Origin of the sequence: Jatrophihabitans sp., assembly GCA_036399055.1 — a bacterium.
Lineage (GTDB): Bacteria > Actinomycetota > Actinomycetes > Mycobacteriales > Jatrophihabitantaceae > Jatrophihabitans_A.
On the sequence record DASWNX010000029.1, the window covers coordinates 233,424 to 255,342 of the forward strand.

The 21,919-nt window shown below is 69.6% G+C and carries 20 protein-coding genes; 8 read left to right on the forward strand and 12 right to left on the reverse strand.

The genetic code is table 11. From position 1 onward, the window contains the following. Window positions 1-27: 27 nt before the first annotated feature. Genes VGB75_12220 through VGB75_12235 form a run of 4 tightly spaced genes read left to right on the forward strand, consistent with a single transcriptional unit; the run spans window position 28 to window position 4,961 of the window. The gene (locus VGB75_12220) at window positions 28-1,485 is read left to right on the forward strand and encodes an FAD-dependent monooxygenase (protein HEY0167796.1); all 1,458 of its coding nucleotides are present in this window, start codon (window positions 28-30) and stop codon (window positions 1,483-1,485) included. Continuing rightward, window positions 1,485-2,438 carry an ACP S-malonyltransferase gene (gene fabD / locus VGB75_12225; protein ID HEY0167797.1) on the forward strand — a complete coding sequence of 318 codons (954 nt, stop codon included), beginning with the start codon at window positions 1,485-1,487 and terminating at the stop codon, window positions 2,436-2,438. The genes VGB75_12220 and fabD overlap by 1 nt, the downstream gene beginning before the upstream one ends. Then, a complete protein-coding gene (locus tag VGB75_12230) occupies window positions 2,425-3,996 on the forward strand; it encodes an acyl-CoA carboxylase subunit beta (protein ID HEY0167798.1) in 1,572 nt (523 codons plus the stop codon). Before fabD ends, VGB75_12230 begins: the two co-directional genes overlap by 14 nt. Beyond that, window positions 3,993-4,961 (forward strand): acyltransferase domain-containing protein, encoded by a 969-nt coding sequence (locus tag VGB75_12235; protein HEY0167799.1) that lies wholly within the window; start codon window positions 3,993-3,995, stop codon window positions 4,959-4,961. Before VGB75_12230 ends, VGB75_12235 begins: the two co-directional genes overlap by 4 nt. A gap of 24 nt (window positions 4,962-4,985) precedes the next feature. On the opposite strand, the gene VGB75_12240 is transcribed toward VGB75_12235, so the two are convergent. Beyond that, window positions 4,986-5,585, reverse strand: coding sequence for a TetR family transcriptional regulator (locus VGB75_12240; protein HEY0167800.1), 600 nt, complete (start codon window positions 5,583-5,585; stop codon window positions 4,986-4,988). 109 nt (window positions 5,586-5,694) lie between these two features. Next, on the reverse strand, window positions 5,695-7,173 hold the full coding sequence (locus tag VGB75_12245; GenBank protein ID HEY0167801.1) for an MFS transporter: 1,479 nt from the start codon (window positions 7,171-7,173) through the stop codon (window positions 5,695-5,697). 129 nt (window positions 7,174-7,302) lie between these two features. Between VGB75_12245 and VGB75_12250 the strand changes: the two genes are divergently transcribed. The 3 genes from VGB75_12250 to VGB75_12260 are packed head-to-tail and all read left to right on the forward strand — an operon-like array spanning window position 7,303 to window position 11,023. Then, a complete protein-coding gene (locus tag VGB75_12250) occupies window positions 7,303-9,102 on the forward strand; it encodes an FAD-binding oxidoreductase (GenBank protein HEY0167802.1) in 1,800 nt (599 codons plus the stop codon). Then, complete coding sequence (locus VGB75_12255; protein HEY0167803.1) at window positions 9,102-10,208, forward strand: acyl-CoA dehydrogenase family protein; 1,107 nt, start codon at window positions 9,102-9,104, stop codon at window positions 10,206-10,208. Before VGB75_12250 ends, VGB75_12255 begins: the two co-directional genes overlap by 1 nt. Further along, window positions 10,205-11,023 carry an NAD(P)H-binding protein gene (locus VGB75_12260; GenBank protein ID HEY0167804.1) on the forward strand — a complete coding sequence of 273 codons (819 nt, stop codon included), beginning with the start codon at window positions 10,205-10,207 and terminating at the stop codon, window positions 11,021-11,023. Before VGB75_12255 ends, VGB75_12260 begins: the two co-directional genes overlap by 4 nt. Window positions 11,024-11,156: 133 nt before the next feature. Here the strand turns inward: VGB75_12260 and VGB75_12265 are convergent, their stop codons facing one another. The 9 genes from VGB75_12265 to VGB75_12305 all read right to left on the reverse strand — a co-directional run bounded on the left by VGB75_12265 (window position 11,157) and on the right by VGB75_12305 (window position 20,831). Beyond that, the gene (locus tag VGB75_12265) at window positions 11,157-12,893 is read right to left on the reverse strand and encodes a hypothetical protein (GenBank protein HEY0167805.1); all 1,737 of its coding nucleotides are present in this window, start codon (window positions 12,891-12,893) and stop codon (window positions 11,157-11,159) included. Further along, window positions 12,890-14,539, reverse strand: coding sequence for an MtrAB system histidine kinase MtrB (gene mtrB, locus VGB75_12270; protein HEY0167806.1), 1,650 nt, complete (start codon window positions 14,537-14,539; stop codon window positions 12,890-12,892). Before mtrB ends, VGB75_12265 begins: the two co-directional genes overlap by 4 nt. Further along, window positions 14,536-15,225, reverse strand: coding sequence for an MtrAB system response regulator MtrA (gene mtrA / locus VGB75_12275; GenBank protein ID HEY0167807.1), 690 nt, complete (start codon window positions 15,223-15,225; stop codon window positions 14,536-14,538). The genes mtrB and mtrA overlap by 4 nt, the downstream gene beginning before the upstream one ends. Before the next feature lie 80 nt (window positions 15,226-15,305). Then, on the reverse strand, window positions 15,306-16,538 hold the full coding sequence (gene manA / locus VGB75_12280; GenBank protein HEY0167808.1) for a mannose-6-phosphate isomerase, class I: 1,233 nt from the start codon (window positions 16,536-16,538) through the stop codon (window positions 15,306-15,308). Then, on the reverse strand, window positions 16,535-17,467 hold the full coding sequence (locus VGB75_12285; protein HEY0167809.1) for a cation diffusion facilitator family transporter: 933 nt from the start codon (window positions 17,465-17,467) through the stop codon (window positions 16,535-16,537). The genes manA and VGB75_12285 overlap by 4 nt, the downstream gene beginning before the upstream one ends. Window positions 17,468-17,516: 49 nt before the next feature. Beyond that, a complete protein-coding gene (locus VGB75_12290) occupies window positions 17,517-18,650 on the reverse strand; it encodes an SIS domain-containing protein (protein HEY0167810.1) in 1,134 nt (377 codons plus the stop codon). Then, window positions 18,647-18,895, reverse strand: coding sequence for a Trm112 family protein (locus VGB75_12295; GenBank protein ID HEY0167811.1), 249 nt, complete (start codon window positions 18,893-18,895; stop codon window positions 18,647-18,649). Before VGB75_12295 ends, VGB75_12290 begins: the two co-directional genes overlap by 4 nt. A gap of 8 nt (window positions 18,896-18,903) precedes the next feature. Beyond that, a complete protein-coding gene (locus VGB75_12300) occupies window positions 18,904-20,277 on the reverse strand; it encodes a phosphomannomutase/phosphoglucomutase (GenBank protein ID HEY0167812.1) in 1,374 nt (457 codons plus the stop codon). A 194-nt stretch (window positions 20,278-20,471) separates the two neighbouring features. After that, complete coding sequence (locus VGB75_12305; GenBank protein HEY0167813.1) at window positions 20,472-20,831, reverse strand: DUF3499 domain-containing protein; 360 nt, start codon at window positions 20,829-20,831, stop codon at window positions 20,472-20,474. A 92-nt stretch (window positions 20,832-20,923) separates the two neighbouring features. Between VGB75_12305 and VGB75_12310 the strand changes: the two genes are divergently transcribed. Then, a complete protein-coding gene (locus VGB75_12310; GenBank protein HEY0167814.1) occupies window positions 20,924-21,403 on the forward strand; it encodes a metallopeptidase family protein in 480 nt (159 codons plus the stop codon). Window positions 21,404-21,548: 145 nt separating this feature from the next. Here the strand turns inward: VGB75_12310 and VGB75_12315 are convergent, their stop codons facing one another. After that, window positions 21,549-21,809: a WhiB family transcriptional regulator gene (locus tag VGB75_12315; protein ID HEY0167815.1), complete on the reverse strand. Its 261-nt coding sequence runs from the start codon at window positions 21,807-21,809 to the stop codon at window positions 21,549-21,551. Window positions 21,810-21,919: the final 110 nt, after the last annotated feature.

The window sequence follows — 21,919 nt, forward strand, 5'->3', positions numbered from 1 at the left end:
ACCGGCACGGTCGGAAGCGGAGGACCCATGACTAGCACGGCGCCAGTGGACGTGGTCGTCGTCGGGGCCGGACCGGTGGGTCTGCTACTGGCGGGAGCGTTAGCGCGCGCAGGCCTGGACGTGATCGTCCTGGAGAGCGGCGACGGCCTCGTCGCCGAGTCGCGTGCGTCGACGCTGCAGGCCCGGGCCATGGAGATCCTCGCCGATCACTGCGTGCCCCGGCTCGATGCAGTGCCCCGGCTGACGCACGGCCACTACGCCGGCCTGCCGCTGGATCTCACCCGGGTCGACAGCGCCTGGTCGGGCCAGTGGAAGCTTGCCCAGCCCGAACTGGTGCGCCGGCTCGCGGAGTGGTCCCAGGCTCAGGGCGCGCGGTTGTCGTTCGCCTCCGAGGTCGTCGACGTGCACAGCGATGAGACATCCGCGGCGGTGAAGCTCGCTGACGGATCGGCCGTCCACGCCCGTTATGTCGTCGGCTGCGACGGCGTCAGAAGCACAGTCGCTCAGTGCCTGGGAATCCAGTACGACCGCCGCCAGGCCACCCGCAGGATGGTGCGCTGCGACCTCGTCGATGTCTCGCTCTCGCCGCGGCGGTTCGAGCGCCATGGAACCACCGTGCTGACGGTCGGCCGCATCAGCCCGGAGGTGACCCGCGTCATGGCGTGCGACGAAACGTGGAGCGGTACCGACACTCTTACTTTCGATCGGCTCCGGGATATGTGGTCGGCTCTCACCGGAGAGCATCTGGTGGGGCCACCCCGGTGGTTCGAACACTTCGACAATCGGTCATGCGTCGCCCGACAATGGCGCGTCGGGCGAGTCCTGTTGGCAGGCGACGCCGCCCACCAGTTCCTGCCGGTCGGCGGGGAGAGCCTCAACAGCGGCCTGATCGACGCCGATAACCTTGTGTGGAAATTAGTCCAGTCGCTGCGCTCGGGCACCGATCACCTGCTCGACAACTACGCGCGGGAACGCCGATCGGCAGCGCACGCCAGCCAGGAGTCGGTGCAGTCGCAGGACGACCTGATCTTCTCTGGCCGTCCTGAGGATCGCCGGCGCCGGTCGGCCCTCGCCCACACGATCGCCGACGACGAGGCCACCCATGACCGGCTCGCGGCCGCGGTCTCAGGGACATCGGTCAGTTACCCCAATAGCACTCCGGCGGTGGGACCCCGGCTGTCAGCGACCGAGTTGCGCCGTCGGGGCCTTGACCCCGACCTCGTGCGCCGGTTGCGGCAGCAGGGTCGCGGGTTATTGGCCACGCGGTCCCCCAGCGAGTGGACGGACCGACGGGAGAGCACCGTGGCAGTCCTGGAGCGCCGTCCGGGCTCAGCTGCCGCGCACGCCTCTGATGAAGATTTCCTCTTACGTCCAGACGGTCACCTGGTGAGCAGCAGTGTCAGTCAACTGCCGCTGGCGTCCGCGCTGGACTACTGGTTCCCGGTGCACGCCGCGCCGGCCATGTCCGCCTGGGAGACGCCCTGATGGCCAAGACCGCCTTTCTCTTTCCCGGTCAGGGAACCCAGAAGCCCGGCATGGGCGTCTTCCTAGTCGAGCGGTATCCGCGGCTAGTCAAGGCGCTCTTCGACGAGGCCGACGACATCCTCGGGTTTCCCCTGTCGGACTTCTGCGCGAACGGGCCTCCCGAGCGCCTGAGGGAGATGCCGATCACCCAGCCGGCAGTGTTCATGGTGAGTCACGCGGCGGCCTGTGCACTCGCTGCCGAAGGCGTCCAAGCCGACGTCGCTGTCGGCCACAGTCTGGGTGAGTATGCGGCGTTCACCTACGCGGGCGTGCTCGACTGGCGGGACACCTTACGGCTCGTGCACCACCGTGGGCTGCTGATGGCCAGCGTCCACGCGCGTACCGACGGCAAGATGGCCGCCCTACTTGGCTGCCCACTCATCGAGGTCGAGCAGCTGTGCGCTCAGGTGGTGAACGAGTGCGGCCTGGTGGTAGAGGTGGCCAACCACAACGAACCCGATCAGGTAGTCGTCTCGGGCCAATCTGCCGGTGTGGATCGGCTCTTGGAACTGGTGACGGCGGCCGGAGCCGAACGAGTGACGACCCTGCGCATAGGCGGGCCCGCCCACAGCAGCCTGATGTCAGACGTAGCGGGCCCGTTTGCCGAGTTCATGCAGTCCCTGCCCTTCCGCGACCCCACGGTGGAGCTGCTCTCCAGCGCGACTGCCGGACCATTGCGCACCGGGGCCGAGGTACGCCAAGTTCTCAGCAGCCAACTCGTCCAACGGGTGCGTTGGGTCGAGACGATGCAAGCCCTAGTGACCGTCGGGGTTGGCGTCGGTGTGGAGGTCGGCCCCGGCAAGGTCCTGTCCAGCCTCGTGGCCCGCAATCAGCCCGCCATCCAGGTCTATCGAACCAACGACGACCTCACCTTTTCGACCGCTGTGAAAGGTGCACGCCATGACCAGCCCTGAGGACACCCCGGACATGCATTTCCTCGTGAATGAGCTCAAAGGCAAACGCCAGCTCGCCGAGGCCGGCCCTAACCCTCAGGCCACGATCCGACAGCACGAGAAAGGAAAGAAGACCGCTCGGGAGCGCATCGAGGCGCTGTTCGACGAAGGGACGTTCGTCGAGATCGACACTCTGCGGCGCCATCAGTCCCACGCCTTCGGCCTCGCGCAGAACCGGCCCTACACCGACGGTGTGGTCACCGGCTGGGGCAAGGTGTACGGCCGCACGGTTTTCACCTATGCCCACGACTTCCGCATGTTCGGCGGGTCGTTGGGAGAGGAGCATGCGAAGAAGATCCAGAAGGTCATGGACCTCGCCTTCAAGGCGCGTCGGCCCATCGTCTCGTTGAACGACGGCGCCGGCGCACGGATACAGGAAGGCGTCTCGGCCCTGGCCGGATACGGCGGGATCTTCACCCGGCACGTGCAGGCTTCTGGTGTCATTCCCCAGATCAGCGTGATGCTCGGACCCTGCGCGGGCGGCGCCGCGTACTCACCGAGCCTGACCGACTTCGTCTTCATGGTGGACAAGACCGCGCAGATGTTCGTGACTGGGCCGGACGTGGTGCGTGCCGTGACGGGAGAAGAGGTCTCGCACGACGACCTCGGTGGCGCGCGGATCCATGCCGAGCGTTCTGGCGTGTGCCATTGCCGCTACGACGACGAGGACGAATGCCTGGCCGACGTCCGCTTCCTGCTCTCCATGCTTCCCGACAACAATCAGGGCCTGGCCCCCGACTACGCCACCGCCGACGATCCCGACCGGCGGGTGCCCGAGCTGCTCGACATCGTGCCGACCTCGCCGAGGATGAGCTACGACGTCCGCGACGTCATCACTGTGCTTGTAGACGACGGCGAGGACTTCGAGTTACAGGCCGACTGGGCGCCGAGCATCGTGTGCACGCTGGCCCGCCTCGGTGGGCGCCTGGTCGGCATTGTGGCCAACCAGCCCGCTGTCAACGCCGGGGTCCTCGACATCGAGTCTTCGGAGAAGGCCGCCCGGTTCGTGCAAATGTGTGACTCCTTCAACATCCCTCTGGTGACGCTGGTCGATGTGCCAGGATTCCTGCCCGGGGTCGACCAGGAGCACAATGGCATCATTCGTCACGGAGCGAAGTTGCTCTTCGCCTACTGCAACGCCACCGTGCCGCGCATCTCCCTCATCCTGCGCAAGGCATATGGAGGCGCCTATATCGTCATGGACTCCCGATCGATCGGCGCCGACCTGGCGCTCGCCTGGCCGACCAACGAGGTCGCCGTCATGGGCGCAGAGGGAGCCGCCAACGTCATCTTTCGGCACGAGATCGCCGCGTCGAAGGATCCGGAGGCGCATCGAAAAGTCAAGGTGCGGGCGTACAGCGAGGAGTTCATGAACCCCTACTACGCTGCTGAACGAGGCCTGGTCGACGAGGTCATCGACCCCAGCGACACCCGCCGGATCCTCATTGACGCCGTCGAGATGCTCCGCGACAAGAGCTCCCGTTCGCTCGAGCGCAAACACGGGAACCCGCCGCTATGACAGGCCTCGTGCTCCTGTTTCCGGGACAAGGATCGCAGTTCGCGGGTATGGCAACCGAGCTCTACGGCCGGGACGAACTCTTCACCGCCGCCGCCGACGCCTTCTTCCAGGCATACGGCCCCGACGCGCCGGCGCTGCGCGAGGCCTGGTTCGGCCGGGGTGATGCCGCAGATATCCACCGCGGGCCCTTCGCTCAGCCATTGCTGATGATGGTGGGATACGCCTGTGCCGTGAGCCTGGTGGAGCACGTCGGCGTCAAGCCTGCGGTCATCGGCCACAGCATCGGCGAGTGGGCCGCGGCGTGCTTGGCTCGCGTCTTCACGCTGGAGACGGGTGCCCGGCTGGTAGCCGAACGCGCCCGGCTGCTGTCCCAGAGCGCGCCGGGCGGAATGCTCGCGGTCGCCGCCTCCGTCGAGGACGTCCAGGACCTGGTGGACTCCTTTCCCGACTCGGTGGCCGTGGGAGCGGTCAACGCCCCTCAGCAGGTGGTCTTGTCTGCGCCCGAGCCGCTGCTCACGTCGGTTCTGGCGCAGGCACGGGCGCGTGGCTGGTCGTGCATGAGGGTCAAGGCCCACGAGCCCTTCCACTCCCCCGTCCTGGGCGCCATGGCCGATCAGCTCACCGACATGCTCCCTGCCACGGCCTTGGCCGGCCCGCGTCTGCCGCTGATATCGTCCTGGTCTGCTGACCAGCTGTCGACGGCGCAAGCTCGCACTCCCGCCTTCTGGACCCGACAGGTCGCCGGCTGTATTCGCTTCTGGGAGGCGTTGACCCGGCTCGACCGTCCGAACACGCTCTTCGTGGAATCAGGGCCAGGTAGCGGCCTGTCTGCCATCGCCAAGCAACTGAGTTCTGTTCGGGGCGGGACATCCCGGGTCATCACGCCCGTTCCCTCCGGGCGTGCGGCTGGGTGGTCCAGCTGGTCCAAAGCGCGCGACTGCATGCTGCAGGCGCTTGAGCACTGAGGCGGCAGCGCCCGACTGAGGCGGTTACCTGCGGGTTCTGGCCGGGGCGCCGTCGGCGGTGGGAGGTGTCGCCGTCAAGGCGGCGACAAGCGGTGCGGCGGACTCTATGACGTCATCGAGGTCGGCCTCGGCTAGATCTGGCAGCTTGATCAGGTACCGCCCGCTGGCGATGCCCATCATGACTGCCGCGAACAGCGCAGCCCGGAGCCGGGCGTGCGCGCCGTCGATATGGCGTTCGATCGCGTCGACTGAGGCTGAGGTCATGTGATGGCGCAGCAGGTTCGCCGCCGTCTCACTGGTCATGCTGGTCCGCAGCAGGACGGCCATCGGCGTGTTCGGCTCCTGCGCCCAAGCGCTCAGCATCGCGCGCAGGTAGTTCTTGGCCGACGACGCGGGATCGGTGGTGGTCAGCTCTCCGATCGGGATCTCCCACCGGACACACTCCCGGAACAGGTTCTCCTTGTTGCCGAAGTACTTCATCACCGATGATTTGTCGACGTCGGCCGCCACGGCGATGTCCCGGATGGTCGCTCGTTCATAACCGACCGCGGCGAAACGCGCACGGGCCGCGTCGAGCACCCGCTGTCGGGTGCGGCCCCCTTTGGAGTCCTCGCTGGCCGGCATGACGACCTTAGGCGCTCTTTCGCTGGGCATCGGCTCTTTCGCTGGACTCCTCAAGGGGTATCGAACGCTACTGTCAAGTATAGCCTGGGCACGCCAGCCGCCCGTGAGATCAGCGGTCCTGGTGCTGAGTGCGGAACGTCGAGACGACTATGGCGGCCGCAACGACATAAATGGCGGCGACCACGACGAAGGCGCTGGCATAGCCGCGCGTCACCGCGTCGACAGCCTGGCTCCACCCGACGCTCTCCGACCGGCCGACGATGGCAACGGCGCCCGGCACCCTTGCGTCGGCCACCTGGGTCGCCCGGGTGACCAGCACGGTCATCCCGATGGCGCCGCCGATCTGCAGGGCCGTGTTGAGCACGCTGGAGGCCGCGCCCATCTTTTGCGGCTCCACCCCTGCCATACCGGTCAACGTGACCGATACGAAGGCCAGCCCCAGTCCGAGCCCGATCAACACGGTGGCCGGCACGATCGAGGTCGCATAGCTGGTCGGGTACTCGAGCTGGCTTAGCCACCCGGCGCCGACGGCGGCCAGCAGCAGTCCTCCTGCTGCGATGGCTCGACCGCTGACCTGCTGCAGCAGCCTCGGCGCGACAGCTCCCGCCGCGATAGCGAGCGTCACACTCAGTGGGAGGTATGCCAATCCGGTCTGCAGGGCGTCATACCCCATCGCCGACTGCATGTGGAGAGTGAGGAAGTAGTAGGTCGCGAACATCGACGCGCCCACCAGCAGTTGCGTGAGGTAGGCGCCGGCTCGCGGTCGGGACCGCACCACGTCGGATGGGACCAAGGGGTGGTGCGAGCGGATCTGGATGATCACGAAGACGACGGCGCTGAGGGCGGCCAGTGCGAGACAGCCGACGACGACGTCATCGCTCCACTCCTCTTCACCGGCACGGGTCGCGCCGTACACCAGCGCGACGGCCGCCAGGGTCCCTGTGACTGCGCCCCACACGTCGATTCGGCCACGGCTGGGCCGAGCCTGCACGAGGGCCTTGCGGTTGAGGATGATCCACAGCGCGATCGGCACGTTGATGAGCAGCGCCCAACGCCAGTTCAGGTAGCTGGTCAACACCCCGCCGAGCAGAAGCCCGACGGTCGAGCCCAGACCGGACATGGCGCCGTACACGCCCATAGCGCGCTGGTGGTCGGCCCGGTCGGGGAATGTCGAGCTGATCAGCGACAGCGCGTTGGGCGCGGCGATCGCGGCCGCGACCCCTTGTAGGCCACGCGCGGCGATAAGGACCGCGCTGTTGGGGGCCACCGTCCCGATCAAGGAGGCGACGGCGAACACCGTCATGCCGATCGTGAAGAGGCGCTGATGCCCGAATATGTCGCCAAGCCGTCCCGCGACGAGCAGTAGCCCACCGAAACCCAGGGCGTAGGCCGTCACCACCCACGTCAGGGCCGCCGGCGACACGTCAAGCCCGGTCTGAATCCTCGGGAGCGCGATGTTCATCAGCGTCCCGTCCATGACCAGGAGCAGCTGAGCGACTGCGATGACCGCGAGCGCGCGCCGCTGGGCGTTCGTGCGCCCGGCAGGTGGGGCGTCTTGTTGCTGCGGCTTGCTTTGGGAAGTCGTCATGCCTAACTCCTGTTGTCCAAAAAGGGGTTTGTGCCCACGAAGGGGATTATGTCCGAGAAGGGGGATTGCAGCCGAGGCGACTCCATGGAAGTATACAACCGTTGCCATTTTTGACCAGAGGGACTTCAAATGAGCCAAGTGAAGGCGAGCCCAGTGGGCACGTGGGCCGGCACGGTCGAGCACGATGACCAGCTGGACCCGTTCGAGATCTCGTTCGGCGCGGACGGTTCGGTCGCGCTCAAAACACCGACCAGCATCGGTGGTGGCGCGTGGGCAGTAGGTGAGGGCTCGTCCTTCTCCTACTTCCTGCGAGAGATGTTCACCGATGAGGCCCGCAAGGGCGGTTACGTGCGCATCCAGGTCGCGGCAAACGTCATGGCCGAGAGTTACGAGGGCGTCGGCTCGGCCGACGTCGTGTTCAACGGCCGGGTCGTGCACACCACCCGAGCGACATTCACGGGACGTCGTACGGACCGCTCGAACCCGTCCTGGCACACCGAGCATCACCAAGACGCCGCGCGGCAGAGCCTGACCCAGCCCGAGATCGACATCTTGCGCCAACACGGCTTCAGCGGCCAGGTGATCGCGCCTGAGGACGAGACATACGACGAGCGCCGCGCGGGCTGGAACTTGTCCGGAGACAACCGACCGCGCGCAATCCTGCGGCCGGTCACTGCTAGCGACGTGGCAAGCGCGCTGGCCTTCGCCGACGCCTTGAAGCTGCCGGTAGCGCTGCAGGCCACCGGACACGGGCCCTCGAGCCCGATGCAGGACTGCCTACTGATCGACACCAGCAGCCTGACCGGGTGCGTTCTGGAGGGCGACGTCGCGACCGTGGGCGCGGGCACGCGGTGGCGCGACGCGCTTCCCACCATCGTCGCCAGCGGCCAGGCGGCCCTGTGCGGGTCCTCCCCTGACGTCGGCATCGCGGGGTTCGTGTCCGGCGGAGGGCTGCCCGTGCTCTGCCGCAGTCACGGTCTGGCGGCCGATTCCGTGCTCGAGCTCGAGGTCGCCACCACGAGCGGAGAGCTTCTCACCTGCTCACCGCAGGACCATCCCGAGCTGTTCTGGGGGTCTCTGGGCGGGCACGGGAATCTGGGCGCGATCACGTCGGTCCGGCTGCGGCTCATCGACGACCCGCAGCTGTTCGGCGGAATCCTGATGTTCGGCGAAGACAAGGTCGACGCCGCGCTGCGAACCTACTTCGGATGGACCCCCGACCTACCGGACGAGATGAACTCCTCGATCGCGGTGCTCCGGTTCCCCGACCTACCGCAGACGCCACCGGAGATGCGCAACCGGTACTTCGTCCAGGTGCGCATCGCCTACACCGGCGACCCGGCGGAGGGCCAGCGGTTGATCGAGCCCCTCCGGGCGCTGGGCACCGAGGAGGACAGCGTACGGGTCATGCCGTACACGGAAATCGGCACCATCTACGCCGAACCCCCACGCCCCACGCCCGCGCGGATCAGGACCGAACTCACCTGGGACTTCCCCGCCGAGGCCGTTGAAGCGCTCGTCCGCGTCGCCGGCGCAGATGCCAAACTGCCTTTCGGTGGTGTGGAGTTCCGCCATCTCGGCGGCGTGCTCGCCCGCTCGACCAGCCCGGCGCCGGTGAGTTACCGCGCTGCCCAGTACCAGCTCTTCATCACCAACCCGGCTTTCGACGACCGGCTCGAGGAGGTGGTCGCCGCACAGGACCACATCTTTGAAGAGCTCGGTCCGTGGCTGAGTGGTCATGCGTGGCCTGGATTCCTCTTCACTCGCGACGTCACCGAGAAGGCAGTCCAGCGCGCGTACGACGACGATGACTGGGCTCGGCTGCAGGCGGCCAAGCAGGCCTACGACCCCAAGAACACGCTGCGCGTCAACCACAACATCCCGCCCATGGGCCCAGCGAACCGCAACGATGACAAGGAGTCCGACTGATGGTGCTCAGTACGCAGGAAACGTCACCGGACACGGTGTTCGATGCGACTCACGCCGCCGAAGCCGACCGGACGGGCCAACTGTCACTCGAGGTCGCGCGGGGGCTCGGCAAGGCCGGCTTCGCCGCCTGGTTCGTGCCAGAGGCCTTCGGCGGACGAGAGGGCAGCTACGAAGAACTGATGGACGAAGTCACCGCACTCGCCGGCACGTGCACCTCGACCGCATGGCTTGCCTCACTCCTGGCCTTCGGCGGCAGGTACGCCTCGTGCCTGCCCCGATCAGCGCAGGAGGACATCTGGAGGGAGGGCCCCGACGCCTTCCTGGTCACCGTGATCAAGCCTCAGGGCAGGGTCGTGCCGACAGAGGGCGGTTTCCAGCTCAGTGGTGAGTGGACCTACGTCAGCGGCGTCGAGTTCAGCGACTGGGCGATGCTCATGGGCCCGGGCGGTCCGCCGAATCCGGAGGTTCCAGTACGCCTGTTCCTGGTGCCGCGCGCCGACTACTCGATCGAGATGACCTGGGACTCCCTGGGGATGCGAGCGACCGGCAGTCACACGCTGACCCTCGACAAGGTCTTCGTTCCGGCGGAGCGCACTGCGTTGCGGGACGACGTCATGGCTGGACGGGGCCCGGAGGTGACCCCGGGTCGCCAGGCGCCCAACGTGGCGGTCAACGGCATCACCTTCGTCGCCCCTGCCCTGGGCGCGGCGAAGGCGGCGCTCGCCGAGGGCCGGCGGAGCCTGCGGGCGCCGGTCACCGGGCCGCGCGCGTTCGCGACCGCGCCGTACCTGGTGGAGTACGGCCGGGCTGCGGCCGAGTGGGAGACCGCGGAGTTCTTCCTGCGGCGCATTGCCCGTTCGGCCGATGAAGGGGGGCTGACCCCCGCTCTCGTCGCACGCAACCGACGAGACGCCACCTACGCCCTTGAGAGTCTCGTCAACGTGGTCGACCGCTGTCTGCGGATCAGCGGCACTCGGGGACAGTCGCGGGACGAACCCGCCCAGCGGCTCTGGCGAGACGTCCATTCCATTGCCAGTCACGCCGTCATGCAGTTCGAGCCGGCGGCGACTGACTACACCAAACTTGAGCTGGAGAGTGCGCTGTGATCCTTGTGACTGGAGCCACCGGCAACGTCGGACGCCACATCGTGGCGGGGCTGCATCGAGACGGGTACGACGTGACCGCGGTGACGAGAACTCCTGCGACGGCGGCGTTCCCGCCCGAGGTGCGAGTCCAGCCCACCGAGAACATCGACCTGAGCGGGGTCGAGTCGATCTTTGTGAACATCGCCGCGTTCCCCGACGGGCCGGACGAGATTGTCGCGCGCGCCGCCGACAGCGGTGTGCAGCGCATCGTCGGCCTGTCCACATACTCAGTCGGGGACCCTAACCCGCGCAACGCCATCGCGGTGCGACACCGGCATCTGGAAGACATCGTGCGGGCCTCAGGCATGGAGTGGGTACTGCCCCGTCCAGCAGGGGGCTTTGCGATGACGACGTTGGAGTGGGCCGGCTCGATCAAGCGGGAGCGGACGGTCCGCGCCCCCTATGGCGAGGCACACGGAGCGCCCCTTCACGAAAAGGACATCGCTGCCGTCTGCCTCGCCGGTCTGACCACCAAGGATCTGCTCGGGCAGGAGCCGCAGTTCAGCGGACCCGAGTCGATCTCCTACCGTCGTCGCGCCGAAATAATCAGCGAGGTGCTGGGGGAACCCATCACCTTTGTTGAGTTGACTGATGAGGATGCCCGCGTCGTGTGGGCTGAGGCCGGTGTTCCACCGCACGCGATCCAAGCGCGCCTGGGCATGTTCGCCTCGATGGTCGGGGTCAGCCACCCAGTCGATCCCATCGAACCGTTCATCGGCCGCCCCGGCCTGACCTACGCCGACTGGGTTCGTGACCATATCGATGCTTTCCGGTGATTGATGTCGAGCGGATCAGGAGACTGCCGTCGATCAGCGCCAGCAGCTCCGCGCCTGCTCGGGCTCGGTCCGCTTTCGGTCGAGCCGTGCTCACGTGCTTCCAGCCTGCATTCCACAGGGCTGGAAGCCAGATCTAGGGGGCGTAGGTCGGATTGACGCCCGGCGTCGGGCTGTTGCCGGGGAATGAGGTCCAGGAGCCACTGCTGTCGGACTGGATCCAGATCGAGTCGCTGGCCGAGACCAGCGGCGACTGCTGGGACACCGCGGCGATGGAGGTGGGCGGGCCGGGCAACCCGAGATTGCTCAGCCTGCCCAGCGCCGAGCCGTCCGACATCACCTGCCAGACCCGGGTCTCGTCGTTCGGCGCCCGGGCCACCATCAGCAGTCTGGTGGCGTCTGCCCAGGCCAGGTCGCTGACTGCCAGCCGCGCCGGGGTCAACGGCTCGAACGAGTCGACCCGGACGTCACTGGAGGAGGTGACCACCGAACCGATCCAGGCGGTCATGACCCCGTCCGCCGACCGCAGCACAGCGGCCAGGCGCACCCCGTCCGAGCTGAACCGCAGCGCCACCACCTGGCCCGGCGGCAGGCCGCCCACGGGCGAGGTGATCGAGACCTGCTTGGGAACGCCGTCGGGGCTGATCCGGTAGACCGCGCCCCGGGCGCCCACCCCGATCCAGACGTCGGCGGCGTGCGGTCGCCACTCCGGCCGGCTCAACGCGCCCGCGGGCAACTTGACCCGCGACAACCTGGCCGTGGACCCCATCTGAAGCACGTTGCCGGCCACCGCGGCGGCCTGCAGCTCACCAGCGGCGTTGCGACGCAACGCCACCGAGCTCAGGCCGCGCCCAGGCCGGCCGAGCACGCCGGGGACCGGCTTGTTGTCGACGCCGGCGATCACCGCGCCGTCGCGCAGGAAGTAGGACTGCACCCCAGGCGCCATGCTGTCCGGCCCGGCGGCAGCGAAGTCCACGGCGGCGAAGCTCGGGCCGTTGGCGGCCGGAATCACGACCGGGCGGCCGGCGTCGGTCAGCTTGAGCTGGGCGCCGGGCACGAACCGGATCTGGGCCAGGGTGTAGGCCAGCTGCGCGGCCAGGCGGTTACGGCCGTTGGAGTCCAGCTGGCTGCTGCCGGGCATCTCCACCACGATCGGGTCGCTGTCGAGCACGGTGGGCCGCCCGACCTGGTCGGGCACCTCGTTCACCACCGACTGGGCCAGCTCCGGGCGCGGCCCGAGCACCAGCGCACCGAGCAGCCAGGTCGCCAGAGCCTGCCCGGCCAGCGCGGTGTAGCGCAGATCCGGCACCAGGCTGGTCTCGGAGGAGTCGTAGAAGTGCAGCTTGCGGCCCAGGTAGGCCCGCTCGAAGGCGGACTGGTTGATCAGCACCCCGGGCTGCAGCTGGTTGATGCGCCACTGCCCGTCCACCTGGACCAGGTCGAAGGTGAACGTCTCCTGGTCGCCGACTCCGGCGCCCTTCAGCGTCGGGCTGTACACCCCGCTGGCATCGAGCTGCCCGACCCGGCGGCCCGAGACCTCCACCGTCTCGCCCGAGCCGGTGACCGTCCGCACTCCGGCGGTCCACTCGTCGACCACCGTCACGGTGCTGTCCTGCCACTTGCGGGCCGCGGCGTTGGTCAGGAACTGCCTGGACTGCGAGTGCCCGGCGTTGGCGGCGACGCCCGCGTTCAGGAAGCCGATGACGATGTCACGCGAGCCGGCGCCCGGGCGCGGGGCGGCGTCGGCCTGGGAATCACCCGCCACGCCGGCCCGGTCGACCGTGCGCACCACCAGCGGCGCCGAGTCGGTCGGAACGCCGGTGCAACCGGCCACCAGCAAGGCTGTCAGCAACAGGCCTGCCAAGCGTTTCACGATGCCAGCACCTCCGGTGGCTGCAGCGGCAGGGGGGAACTCTCCAGCGGGCCGCCGGCCACCCGGGGCAGCGTCATCCGGAACACCGCGCCGCGCCCTCGCGCGCCCCAGGCCTGCAGCCAGCCATGGTGCAGCCGGACGTCCTCCAGGCTGATCGCCAGACCCAGGCCGGTGCCGCCGGTCAGCCGGCTGCGCGAGGGGTCACCGCGCCAGAACCGGTTGAACACCAGGGCCGCCTCACCGGGGCGCAACCCGACGCCCTCATCGCGCACGGTCACCGCCACCGAGGCCGCGTTGGCGCCCACCCGGACGGTGACCGGCCGGCTCTCGGCGTGGTCCAGGGCGTTGCCGAGCAGGTTGCGCAGCACCCGCTCGATGCGCCGCGCGTCCACCTCGGCGATCACCGGCTCGTCGCCGAGGTCGGCCCGCAGCTCCACCCCGTGCCGGGCGGCCAGCGCCTGGGCAGCGGCCACCGCCCGCTCGACGATGCCGCGGATGTCGACCTGCTCGGTCTCCAGCCGCGCCGCGCCGGCGTCGTAACGCGAGATCTCCAGCAGGTCGGCCAGCAGGCTCTCGAACCGGTCCAGCTCGTTGGTCAGCAGCTCGACCGAGCGGGCAAGCTCGGGAGCGAAGTCCTCCCGGCTGCCGTGGAGCAGCTCGGCGGCCATCCGGATGGTGGTCAGCGGAGTGCGCAACTCGTGCGAGACGTCAGAGGTGAACCGCTGCTGCAGCCGGGACAGGTTCTCCAACCGCTGGATCTGCTGCTGCAGGCTGGCTGCCATGTCGTTGAACGACTCGCCCAGCAGCGCGATGTCGTCCTCGCCCTTGACCTTGATCCGCTCCGACAGCTGGCCGCCGGCCAGCCGGCTGGCGGTCTGGGCGGCCACCCGGACCGGCCGGACCACCTGGCGGGTGACCAGCGCCGCGATCACGGCCACCAGCAGCACCAGCGCCAGCCCGGCCAGCAGGACGGTCCGCTGCACCAGGCTCAGCGTCCGCTGCTCGGCGGTCAGCGGGAACAGGTAGTACAGCTCGAAGGCGCCGGCCTGGGTGTCCAGCGGCTGGCCGACGATCAGGCCCGGCACCTCTCCGGACTGGCTCGGCGTCCGGATCGGGGCGTACTGCATGGCCACCGCGCCCCGGTCGACCTGGCGGCGCAGCTCGGCCGGGATCGGCTGGCTGACCGGCAGCTGCCGGTTGACGACCGGGTCGGTCGAGCGGACCACCTTGGTGAACAGGTCGCCGCTCAGGGTGCCGGCCGACCTGGCCGGGTCCGAGGCGATCTGGTCGACGGCCTGCCGGATGCCGTTGAGGTCACCCGGGGTGAGCCCCTCGAACTGCGCGCCGGCCGCTTCCAGGCCGAGCGAGGCCTGGCTGATCGAGGCGTCCCGCTTGGCCTTGAGGACGCCGTTGCCGATCTGGTCGATCAGGAACACCCCGATCAGCAGCACGATCACGCCGGTGACGATGGTGGTGGTGGCGGCCACCCGCAGCTGCAGGGAGCGCCGCCAGGTCGTCGACAGCCGCGACACACCCGGGCTCGACCGGTGGTTCAGCCAGTCGGCGGCGCCTTGCAGTAGCTGGTTCACCCGGGCCGGCAGAGCGCCGAGCCCGCCGGAGATCCAGCCTCGGGCGGCTGGGTTCACGGCGGCCCCGCTTTGTAACCGACGCCGCGGACGGTCAGCACGACCTCAGGGCGCTCGGGATCGCGCTCGACCTTGGACCGCAGCCGTTGCACGTGCACGTTCACCAGCCGGGTGTCGGCGGCGTGGCGGTAACCCCAGACCTGTTCCAGCAGCACCTCGCGGGTGAAGACCTGGCGAGGCTTGCGGGCCAGCGCCACCAGCAGGTCGAACTCCAGCGGGGTCAGCGAGATCTGCACGCCGTCACGGACCACCTGGTGCGCTTGGACGTCGATGCTGACCGGCGAGTCGGGCGGGCCGATCAGCAGCGTCTCGCCGCCGGCCTCGTCGTAGCGGCGCAGCCGGGCCCGCATCCGGGCGGTGAGCTCCTTGGGCTTGAACGGCTTGACCACGTAGTCATCGGCGCCGGACTCCAGGCCCAGCACGATGTCGACGGTGTCGGTCTTGGCGGTCAGCATGATGATCGGGGTGCCGGACTCGGCCCGGATGGCGCGGCAGACGTCGATCCCGCTCATGCCGGGCAACATCAGGTCCAGCAGCACGATGTCGGGCTTGACCTCGCGAAAGGCGGCCAGCGCCCGGGAGCCGTCGGGCACGAACGCGGGCTCGAAACCTTCCGAGCGCAGCACGATGCCGAGCATCTCGGCAAGGGAGGAGTCATCGTCGACTACCAGTACGCGAGGCTTCATGGTCCCATCGTGGCACCTTGATCGCTTAGCCGCTGGCAGGACGCCCCACGGCAGACGCCATCCCTTATTTTAAGCCTGGATCACAGATTGACACTGGCCACGAAGGCCTGGCCGTTGCCCGAGACGGTGCAGGCAGGCGCCCCAGGTGCGACGTAGAGCGATTCCCAGCGCCGGATCGTGCGGCACTCTGCCCCGCAGTCCACGGTGACCTCGCCGGCGCCGCTGAGCACCAGGTGCGGCCCGTCGGCGGGCAGCAGCCGCACGGCGGCGCTCGCTTCATGGGTGCTGGCGACTAGATCCAGCACCGACAGCCGGAAGTCGGGCACCGGCACCTCGAAGACCAGCTGGCCCTCGGCGAGCCGGCTCGGCTGCCAGCGCGGCTCGGCCAGGCTGCTGAAGTCGGCCACCCGCAGCAGCTCCGGGATGTCGACATGCTTGGGGGTCAGGCCGCAGCGCAGCACGTTGTCGCTGTTGGCCAGGATCTCGATGCACACCCCGCGCAGGTAGGCGTGCACGTTGCCGGCCCCCAGGTAGATCGCCTCGCCCGGGGCCAGCCGGACGTAGTTGAGCAGCAACGCCAGCACCGCGCCGATGTCGCCGGGAAAGTCCTGGGCCGCCAGCGCCGAGGCCCGCGCCGCCGCGGCCCAGGGGCTGTCCTGCTCAGCCAGCCGCCGGCAGCCGGCGACCGTGGCCTCGACCAGCCGCTCGCGGGCCTGGCCGCTCAGGCTCAACAGGGTGGTGAAGGTGGCCCGCAGACCGTCCCGGCCGGCCAGCAGCGGCAGGTAGCCGGCCAGCTCCGGCACCTGCAGGGCCTCAAGCAGCTCCAGGGTCGCCGGCACCGGACGGAATCCGCAGAAGGCGTCGAACTCGGTCAGGGCGTAGGCCAGCTCCGGCTTGTGATGGGGGTCGCTGTAGGTGCGCTCGGCCGAGCGGCGCGGGACGCCGGCGGCCTCCTCGGCGGCGAAGCCGGCCTCGGCCTGCGCCTGGCTCGGGTGCACCTGCATCGACAGCGCCCGGTCGGCGGCCAGCAGCTTCATCAGGAACGGCAGCCGGGGACCGAAGGCCGCCAGGCTCGCCTCGCCCAGCCACTGCCGCGGCGCCTGGGCGATCAGCTCGTCCAGCGCCGGCCGGTCAGGGTGCTCGGCACACCGCGACGGCTCGTCCGGATGCGCGCCCATCCACAGCTCGGCGGCGGGCCGGCCGGTGGGCGGGACGCCGAGCAGCGCCGGAATCGCCTCGACCGAGCCCCAGGCGTACTCACGGATCGCGTTGTCCAGCGTGATCAGCCGCGGTTGCCCAGCCGCCGGGCTCATCGAGCCGCGCCCTCGATCAGCTCGGGCTGGTAGATGTCAGGCTCCAGGTAGATCACCCGGGCCGTCGGCTCGGCGGCGCGGATCCGCGCCTCGGCGGCGTTGATGGCGGCGGCTACCTCGCTCAGCGAGCTGCCCGGCGCCATCGAGACCTTCGCGGCCACCAGCACCTCCTCGGGGCCCAGGTGCAGGGTGCGGTGGTGGATCACCCGGTCGATGCCCTCGCCGACCAGGGCCGCCTCGATCCGTGAGATCGCGGCCGGGCTGGCCGCCTCACCGAGCAGCAGGCTCTTGGTCTCGATGATCAGGATGATCGCCACCGTGATCAGCAGCACGCCGATGGCCACCGTGCCGATGCCGTCCCAGATCGGCTCGTCCAGCAGCACGCTCAACCCGACGCCGGCCAGCGCCAGCGTCAGCCCCACCAGGGCGGCCAGGTCCTCCAGCAGCACCACCGGCAGCTCGGGGACCTTGGCCCGCCGGATGAACTGCGGCCAGCTCGCGTCGCCCTTGACCTTGCGCGACTCGTGGATGGCGGTGCGGAAGGACCAGGTCTCCAGGGCGATCGCCACCACCAGCACCCCGACGGCGACCAGCGGCGAGTCCAGCTCATGCGGGTGAGTGATCTTGTGGATGCCCTCGTACAGCGCGAACAGGCCACCGAGGCTGAACAGCACCAGGGCCACCAGGAACCCGTACACGTACCGGTCGCGGCCGTAGCCGAACGGGTGCTCGGCGGTCGCCTGCCGCCTGGAGCGGCGCCCGCCGAGCAGCAGCAGCCCCTGGTTGCCGGAGTCGGCCACCGAGTGGACCGACTCGGCCAGCATCGACGACGATCCGGTGATCAGGAATGCGATGAACTTGATGACGGCGATGCCCGCGTTCGCCAGCAGCGCGGCCAGCACCGCCTTGGTGCCGCCGGCGGCGCTCATGTCCGTGCTCCGCGACCGAAACGGCGGGCTTCAACAGCAGCACAGCGGTTCAATGTGGCAACTCCCCTAATCTCGGTGCGGACGGGTCGATCCCGCGGGCCAATGCCAGATAGGTCGCGGCGAAGTCCCCGGTGGCCGCGGCGGCGGCGAACCGGACCAGCGGCGGCGCGTCCGGCACCAGTATCCGGGAGCTGCCGATGCCCCGGCTGGCAGCCAGGCCGGCCAGCGCCGAGCCGGCCCGCCGGCCAGCGTCATCGCCCAGGCCGTCCCACTGGGTGTCCTGCGGCTCTCCGTAGCGGTCATCGTCGCCGATCAGCACCAGCCGCGGGCGCACCCCGGGATCGGACACCCGGTCGGCGAAGAAGTCGGCCTCGGTGGTGGCGAACTCCAGCAGCGAACCGATCCGGGCGACGTCGTCGGGCAGCGCCGCGGCCATCGCCGTGGAGCCCCCGATCAGCTGGACGGCGCCGGCGAAGCGCCGGGCGGCCACCATCGCGGCGCGGCCGATGCCGGCGATCACCGGCACCGACTCGGCCAGCTCGGCGGCCAGCAACTTGGCCGGGCCGGTGTAGGCCGAGGAGTCCGGCCGGTCGACCTCGGCGACCCCGTCCAGGCTGTCGGCCACGCTGGTCAGCAGGTGCGCCGTGGAGGTCAGCCCCAGAGCGTCCAGAGCCTGCAGGGCCGGTGTCGCCAGCGCCCACCAGACCGCTCGCGGCGGCACCGAGGCCAGGTGAGTGACGTCGGCGACGGGATGCCGGGCGGCCGCGGCCGCCACCGGGGACCGGACCGGAGCGGCCACCGCGATCACCATTCCGCGCCGGTCGGCCTGGGCGACCAGCTCGGCGAGCCGCGGATGCCGGCCGTCGGCCGAGACCACCAGCAGCGCGTCGGCCGGGCCCGCCCAGCGGGGCAGGGCCGGGTCGCGCCAGTCGATCACCGGCGCCTCGGCCGAGGCCAGCGCGGCCAGCAGGCTCGACAGGTACGGGGCGGCGGCGTCCGGCGCCACCAGCACGGCGCGGGGCGGCGTCGAGCCGCGCAGCCGGTCGACGCCGAACTCGCCGACGGTGTCGATGCTGCGGCGCACCTGGGCGCCGGCGCCGGCCAGGGCGCGCAGCAGGCCCCCGCGGTCGGCCTGGATCAGCGCCTGCGGGTTATCGAGCAGCTCCTGCTGGAAGGAGCTCACCCGCTGGTCCCGGGGCGATCGCCAGAGGCTGCCGGCTCATCGGCGGCGGGGAGCCCGAGGCCACGCGGGCCGGGAGTCGCCTCGTCGGCGAGCAGCACCGCGATGCCGTCAGACACCGGGAACCGGCTCAGGCAGGACGTGCAGACCAGCTCCTCCCGTCCGCCGCCGGTGGTCTCCAGCCGCAGCGGGGCGTGGTCGGCGCTGGGGCAAGCCAGGATCGAAAGCAGGTCAGCTGAAATGGACACGTCTTCTCCTAGGACCGGATCACGGCCAGCGCCTCGTCGCGGACGGCGTCCAGCGCGGCACTGGTGGGGGCTTCGACGTTGAGCCGGAGCAGGGGTTCGGTGTTGGAGGCCCGGACGTTGAGCCACGAGCCGTCGGCCAGGTCGATGGTGAGCCCGTCCAGGGTGTCGGCGCCCACCGTCCGGTCGGCGAACCGCTCCCGCACGGCGGCCACCCGCCCGGCCTGGTCCTCCACCTTGGAGTTGATCTCACCGGAGGCGTGGTAACGCTCGTACTCGGCGGTCAGCGCGCCCAGCGTGCCGTCCTGCTCGCCCAGGGCCGCCAGGACGTGCATCGCCGCGAGCATCCCGGTGTCGGCGCGCCAGAAGTCCCGAAAGTAGTAGTGGGCCGAGTGCTCGCCGCCGAACACCGCGTCGGTGACGGCCATCTCGGCCTTGATGTAGGAGTGCCCGACCCGGGTCCGGATCGGCCGGCCGCCGTGGGCGGCGATGATCTCGGGCACCGCCTTGGAGGTGATCAGGTTGTGGATGACCGCTGAGCCCGGCGCCTTGGCCAGCTCGCGGACCGCGACCAACGCGGTGATCGCACTCGGCGAGACCGGGTTGCCGTCGGCGTCGATGACGAAGCACCGGTCGGCGTCGCCGTCGAAAGCCAGCCCGATGTCGGCGCCCTCCTCGACGACCCGGCGCTGCAGGTCGACAAGGTTGGCCGGTTCCAGCGGGTTGGCCTCGTGGTTGGGGAAATTGCCGTCGAGCTCGAAGTACAGCGGCACGATCTGCAGCGGCAACGGCTCGAGCACCGCGTCGCCGAGCACGGCGGGCACGGTGTAGCCGCCCATTCCGTTGCCGGCGTCCACCACGACCTTGAGCGGCCGGGACGCCGACAGGTCCACCAGCCCGCGCAGGTAGCGGGCGTAGTCAGCCAGCAGGTCCCGGCTGCTGAGGGTTCCCGGCTGGTCCACCGGCGCCGGCAGTCCGTCGGCCAGGTAGCCCTGGGCGGTGGTGCGGATCTGCACCAGGCCGGAGTCCTGCCCGACCGGCTGCGCGCCCGGCAGGCACAGCTTTATCCCGTTGTAGCGCGCCGGGTTGTGGCTGGCGGTGAACATCGCGCCGGCCAGCCCCAGTTGCCCGCTGGCGTAGTACAGCAGGTCGGTCGAGGCCAGCCCGATGTCGAGCACGTTCGCGCCCTGGCTGGTCGCGCCCTCGGCGAACGCGGCCATCAGCTCGGGTCCGGACTCGCGCATGTCATGGCCGGCGGCCAGCTCACCGGTGCCGGTCACCGTCACGAAGGCAGCCCCCAGCGCGCGGGCGACCTCAGGGTTCAATTGCTCTGGAACGATGCCTCGGACGTCGTAGGCCTTCACGATGTCGGAAAGGTTGATCACCTTGCGGACGCCTCCCCTGGAGGTGGTCGGAAGCTGAGCAGCGGCTTGCTCAGCACGCAGAGCAGCGGTTCTCACTCCGTCGCGGGTCGTGGCCTGCCAGCCTAGGCGAGCGCCTGTCAAGGCCGCAGACCGGTGGGCCCGCGCACCTGCCAGGCACGAGGGGCGTCCAGGCGCGGAGCCGGTGACAGGCGGGCTCAGACCGGTGGCGGAACCACGCGCAGGTGACCCCGGCGACCGGTCAACCCGTTGTCGTCGGCGACGCTCACCTGACGCGGGGTCTCGACCCGGGCGGCCTCTCGGACGGCGTCTGCCAGCGCCTCGAGGTCATCGGCGTGCGGAATCGGAGAGGGGAACTCACCGGCGTGGCGGACCACCTCCCAGCCGCGGGGCACGGTCAACCGGACGGCGTGCTCTTCGCACAGGTCATAGGAGTGCGGCTCGGCGAAGGCGGCCAGCGGCCCGACCACTGCCATCGAGTCGGAGTAGATGTAGGTCAGCGTCGCGACAGCAGACTGGCTGCAGCCAGTGCGGGTACAGCGACGGACATGCCTCACAACGGCCGACACTAGCCCCCGTTCCGGGCTTTGCCGGTGAGCGCCGTTCGCCGCCGCGTGTCGCGTGCCCCACCCCACTAGGCTCGCTGACCATGGGCACCGATGGGCACTCGCCGACCGCACGACGTCCGGCCCGCCGCCGGGACCGGCACGGACGTGGCCTGCGGGGAATGCTGGCGCCTCGGCCGGTGCCGATCGCGCACAGTCGCGGCGACGCCTTCGACGCGATGGTGCTGCACGCGGTCGAGCACCTGCAGCCGCGGCTGGCCGAACAGCTGGCCCAGGTCGAGTTCGCCGTCGAGGACGTGCCTGACGTCAGCCACCACGGGGCCGCCGACTTCGACTTCGACGAGGACATCCTCGATGACAACGCGGTGCCGTTGTCACGTCTGTACCGCAACGGGGTGGCGGGCATCTCGGCCCCGGTGATCGTGGTCTACCGGCGGCCGCTGGAGAGCCGGGCCGCGCAGAGCGAGGACCTTGCCGATCTCGTGCACGACGTGGTGGTGGAGCAGCTGGCCAGGCTGCTGGGCCGGTCGACCGACGAGATCGACCCGCCCCCAGCTGAGTGAGCATCGCAGGCGCCTTGGCGCCGAGGAGCGGAGCGAAGTGGCAGCACAGCTGAGTGAGCATCGCAGGCGCCTTGGCACCGAGGAGCGGAGCGAATCGGCAGCCCAGCTGAGTGAGCAGCACAGCTGAGTGAGCTGCGCGGCGGTCTTAGCTGACGCGGCGCTTGACCCGGCGGCGTTCCCGCTCGCTGAGGCCACCCCAGATGCCGAAGCGCTCGTCATGCTCAAGGGCGTACTCCAGGCATTCGCCCCGCACCTCGCAGCCGACGCAGATCTTCTTGGCCTCTCGGGTCGAGCCGCCCTTCTCAGGGAAGAACGCCTCGGGATCGGTCTGGGAGCACAGAGCGCGCTCCTGCCAGCTCTGCTCTTCGGGGAGGCCGAAGATCTCCGACAGGTCCGCTTCTGCCAGGTACGTGGTCTCGGTCACGAGTGCTCTCCTACTACGGATGTTGATATGGACCTGCCGGTGCCCGCCGGCTGGAGTCCGTATCGGCTCTGGCGAAGGACACCTGAGCCATA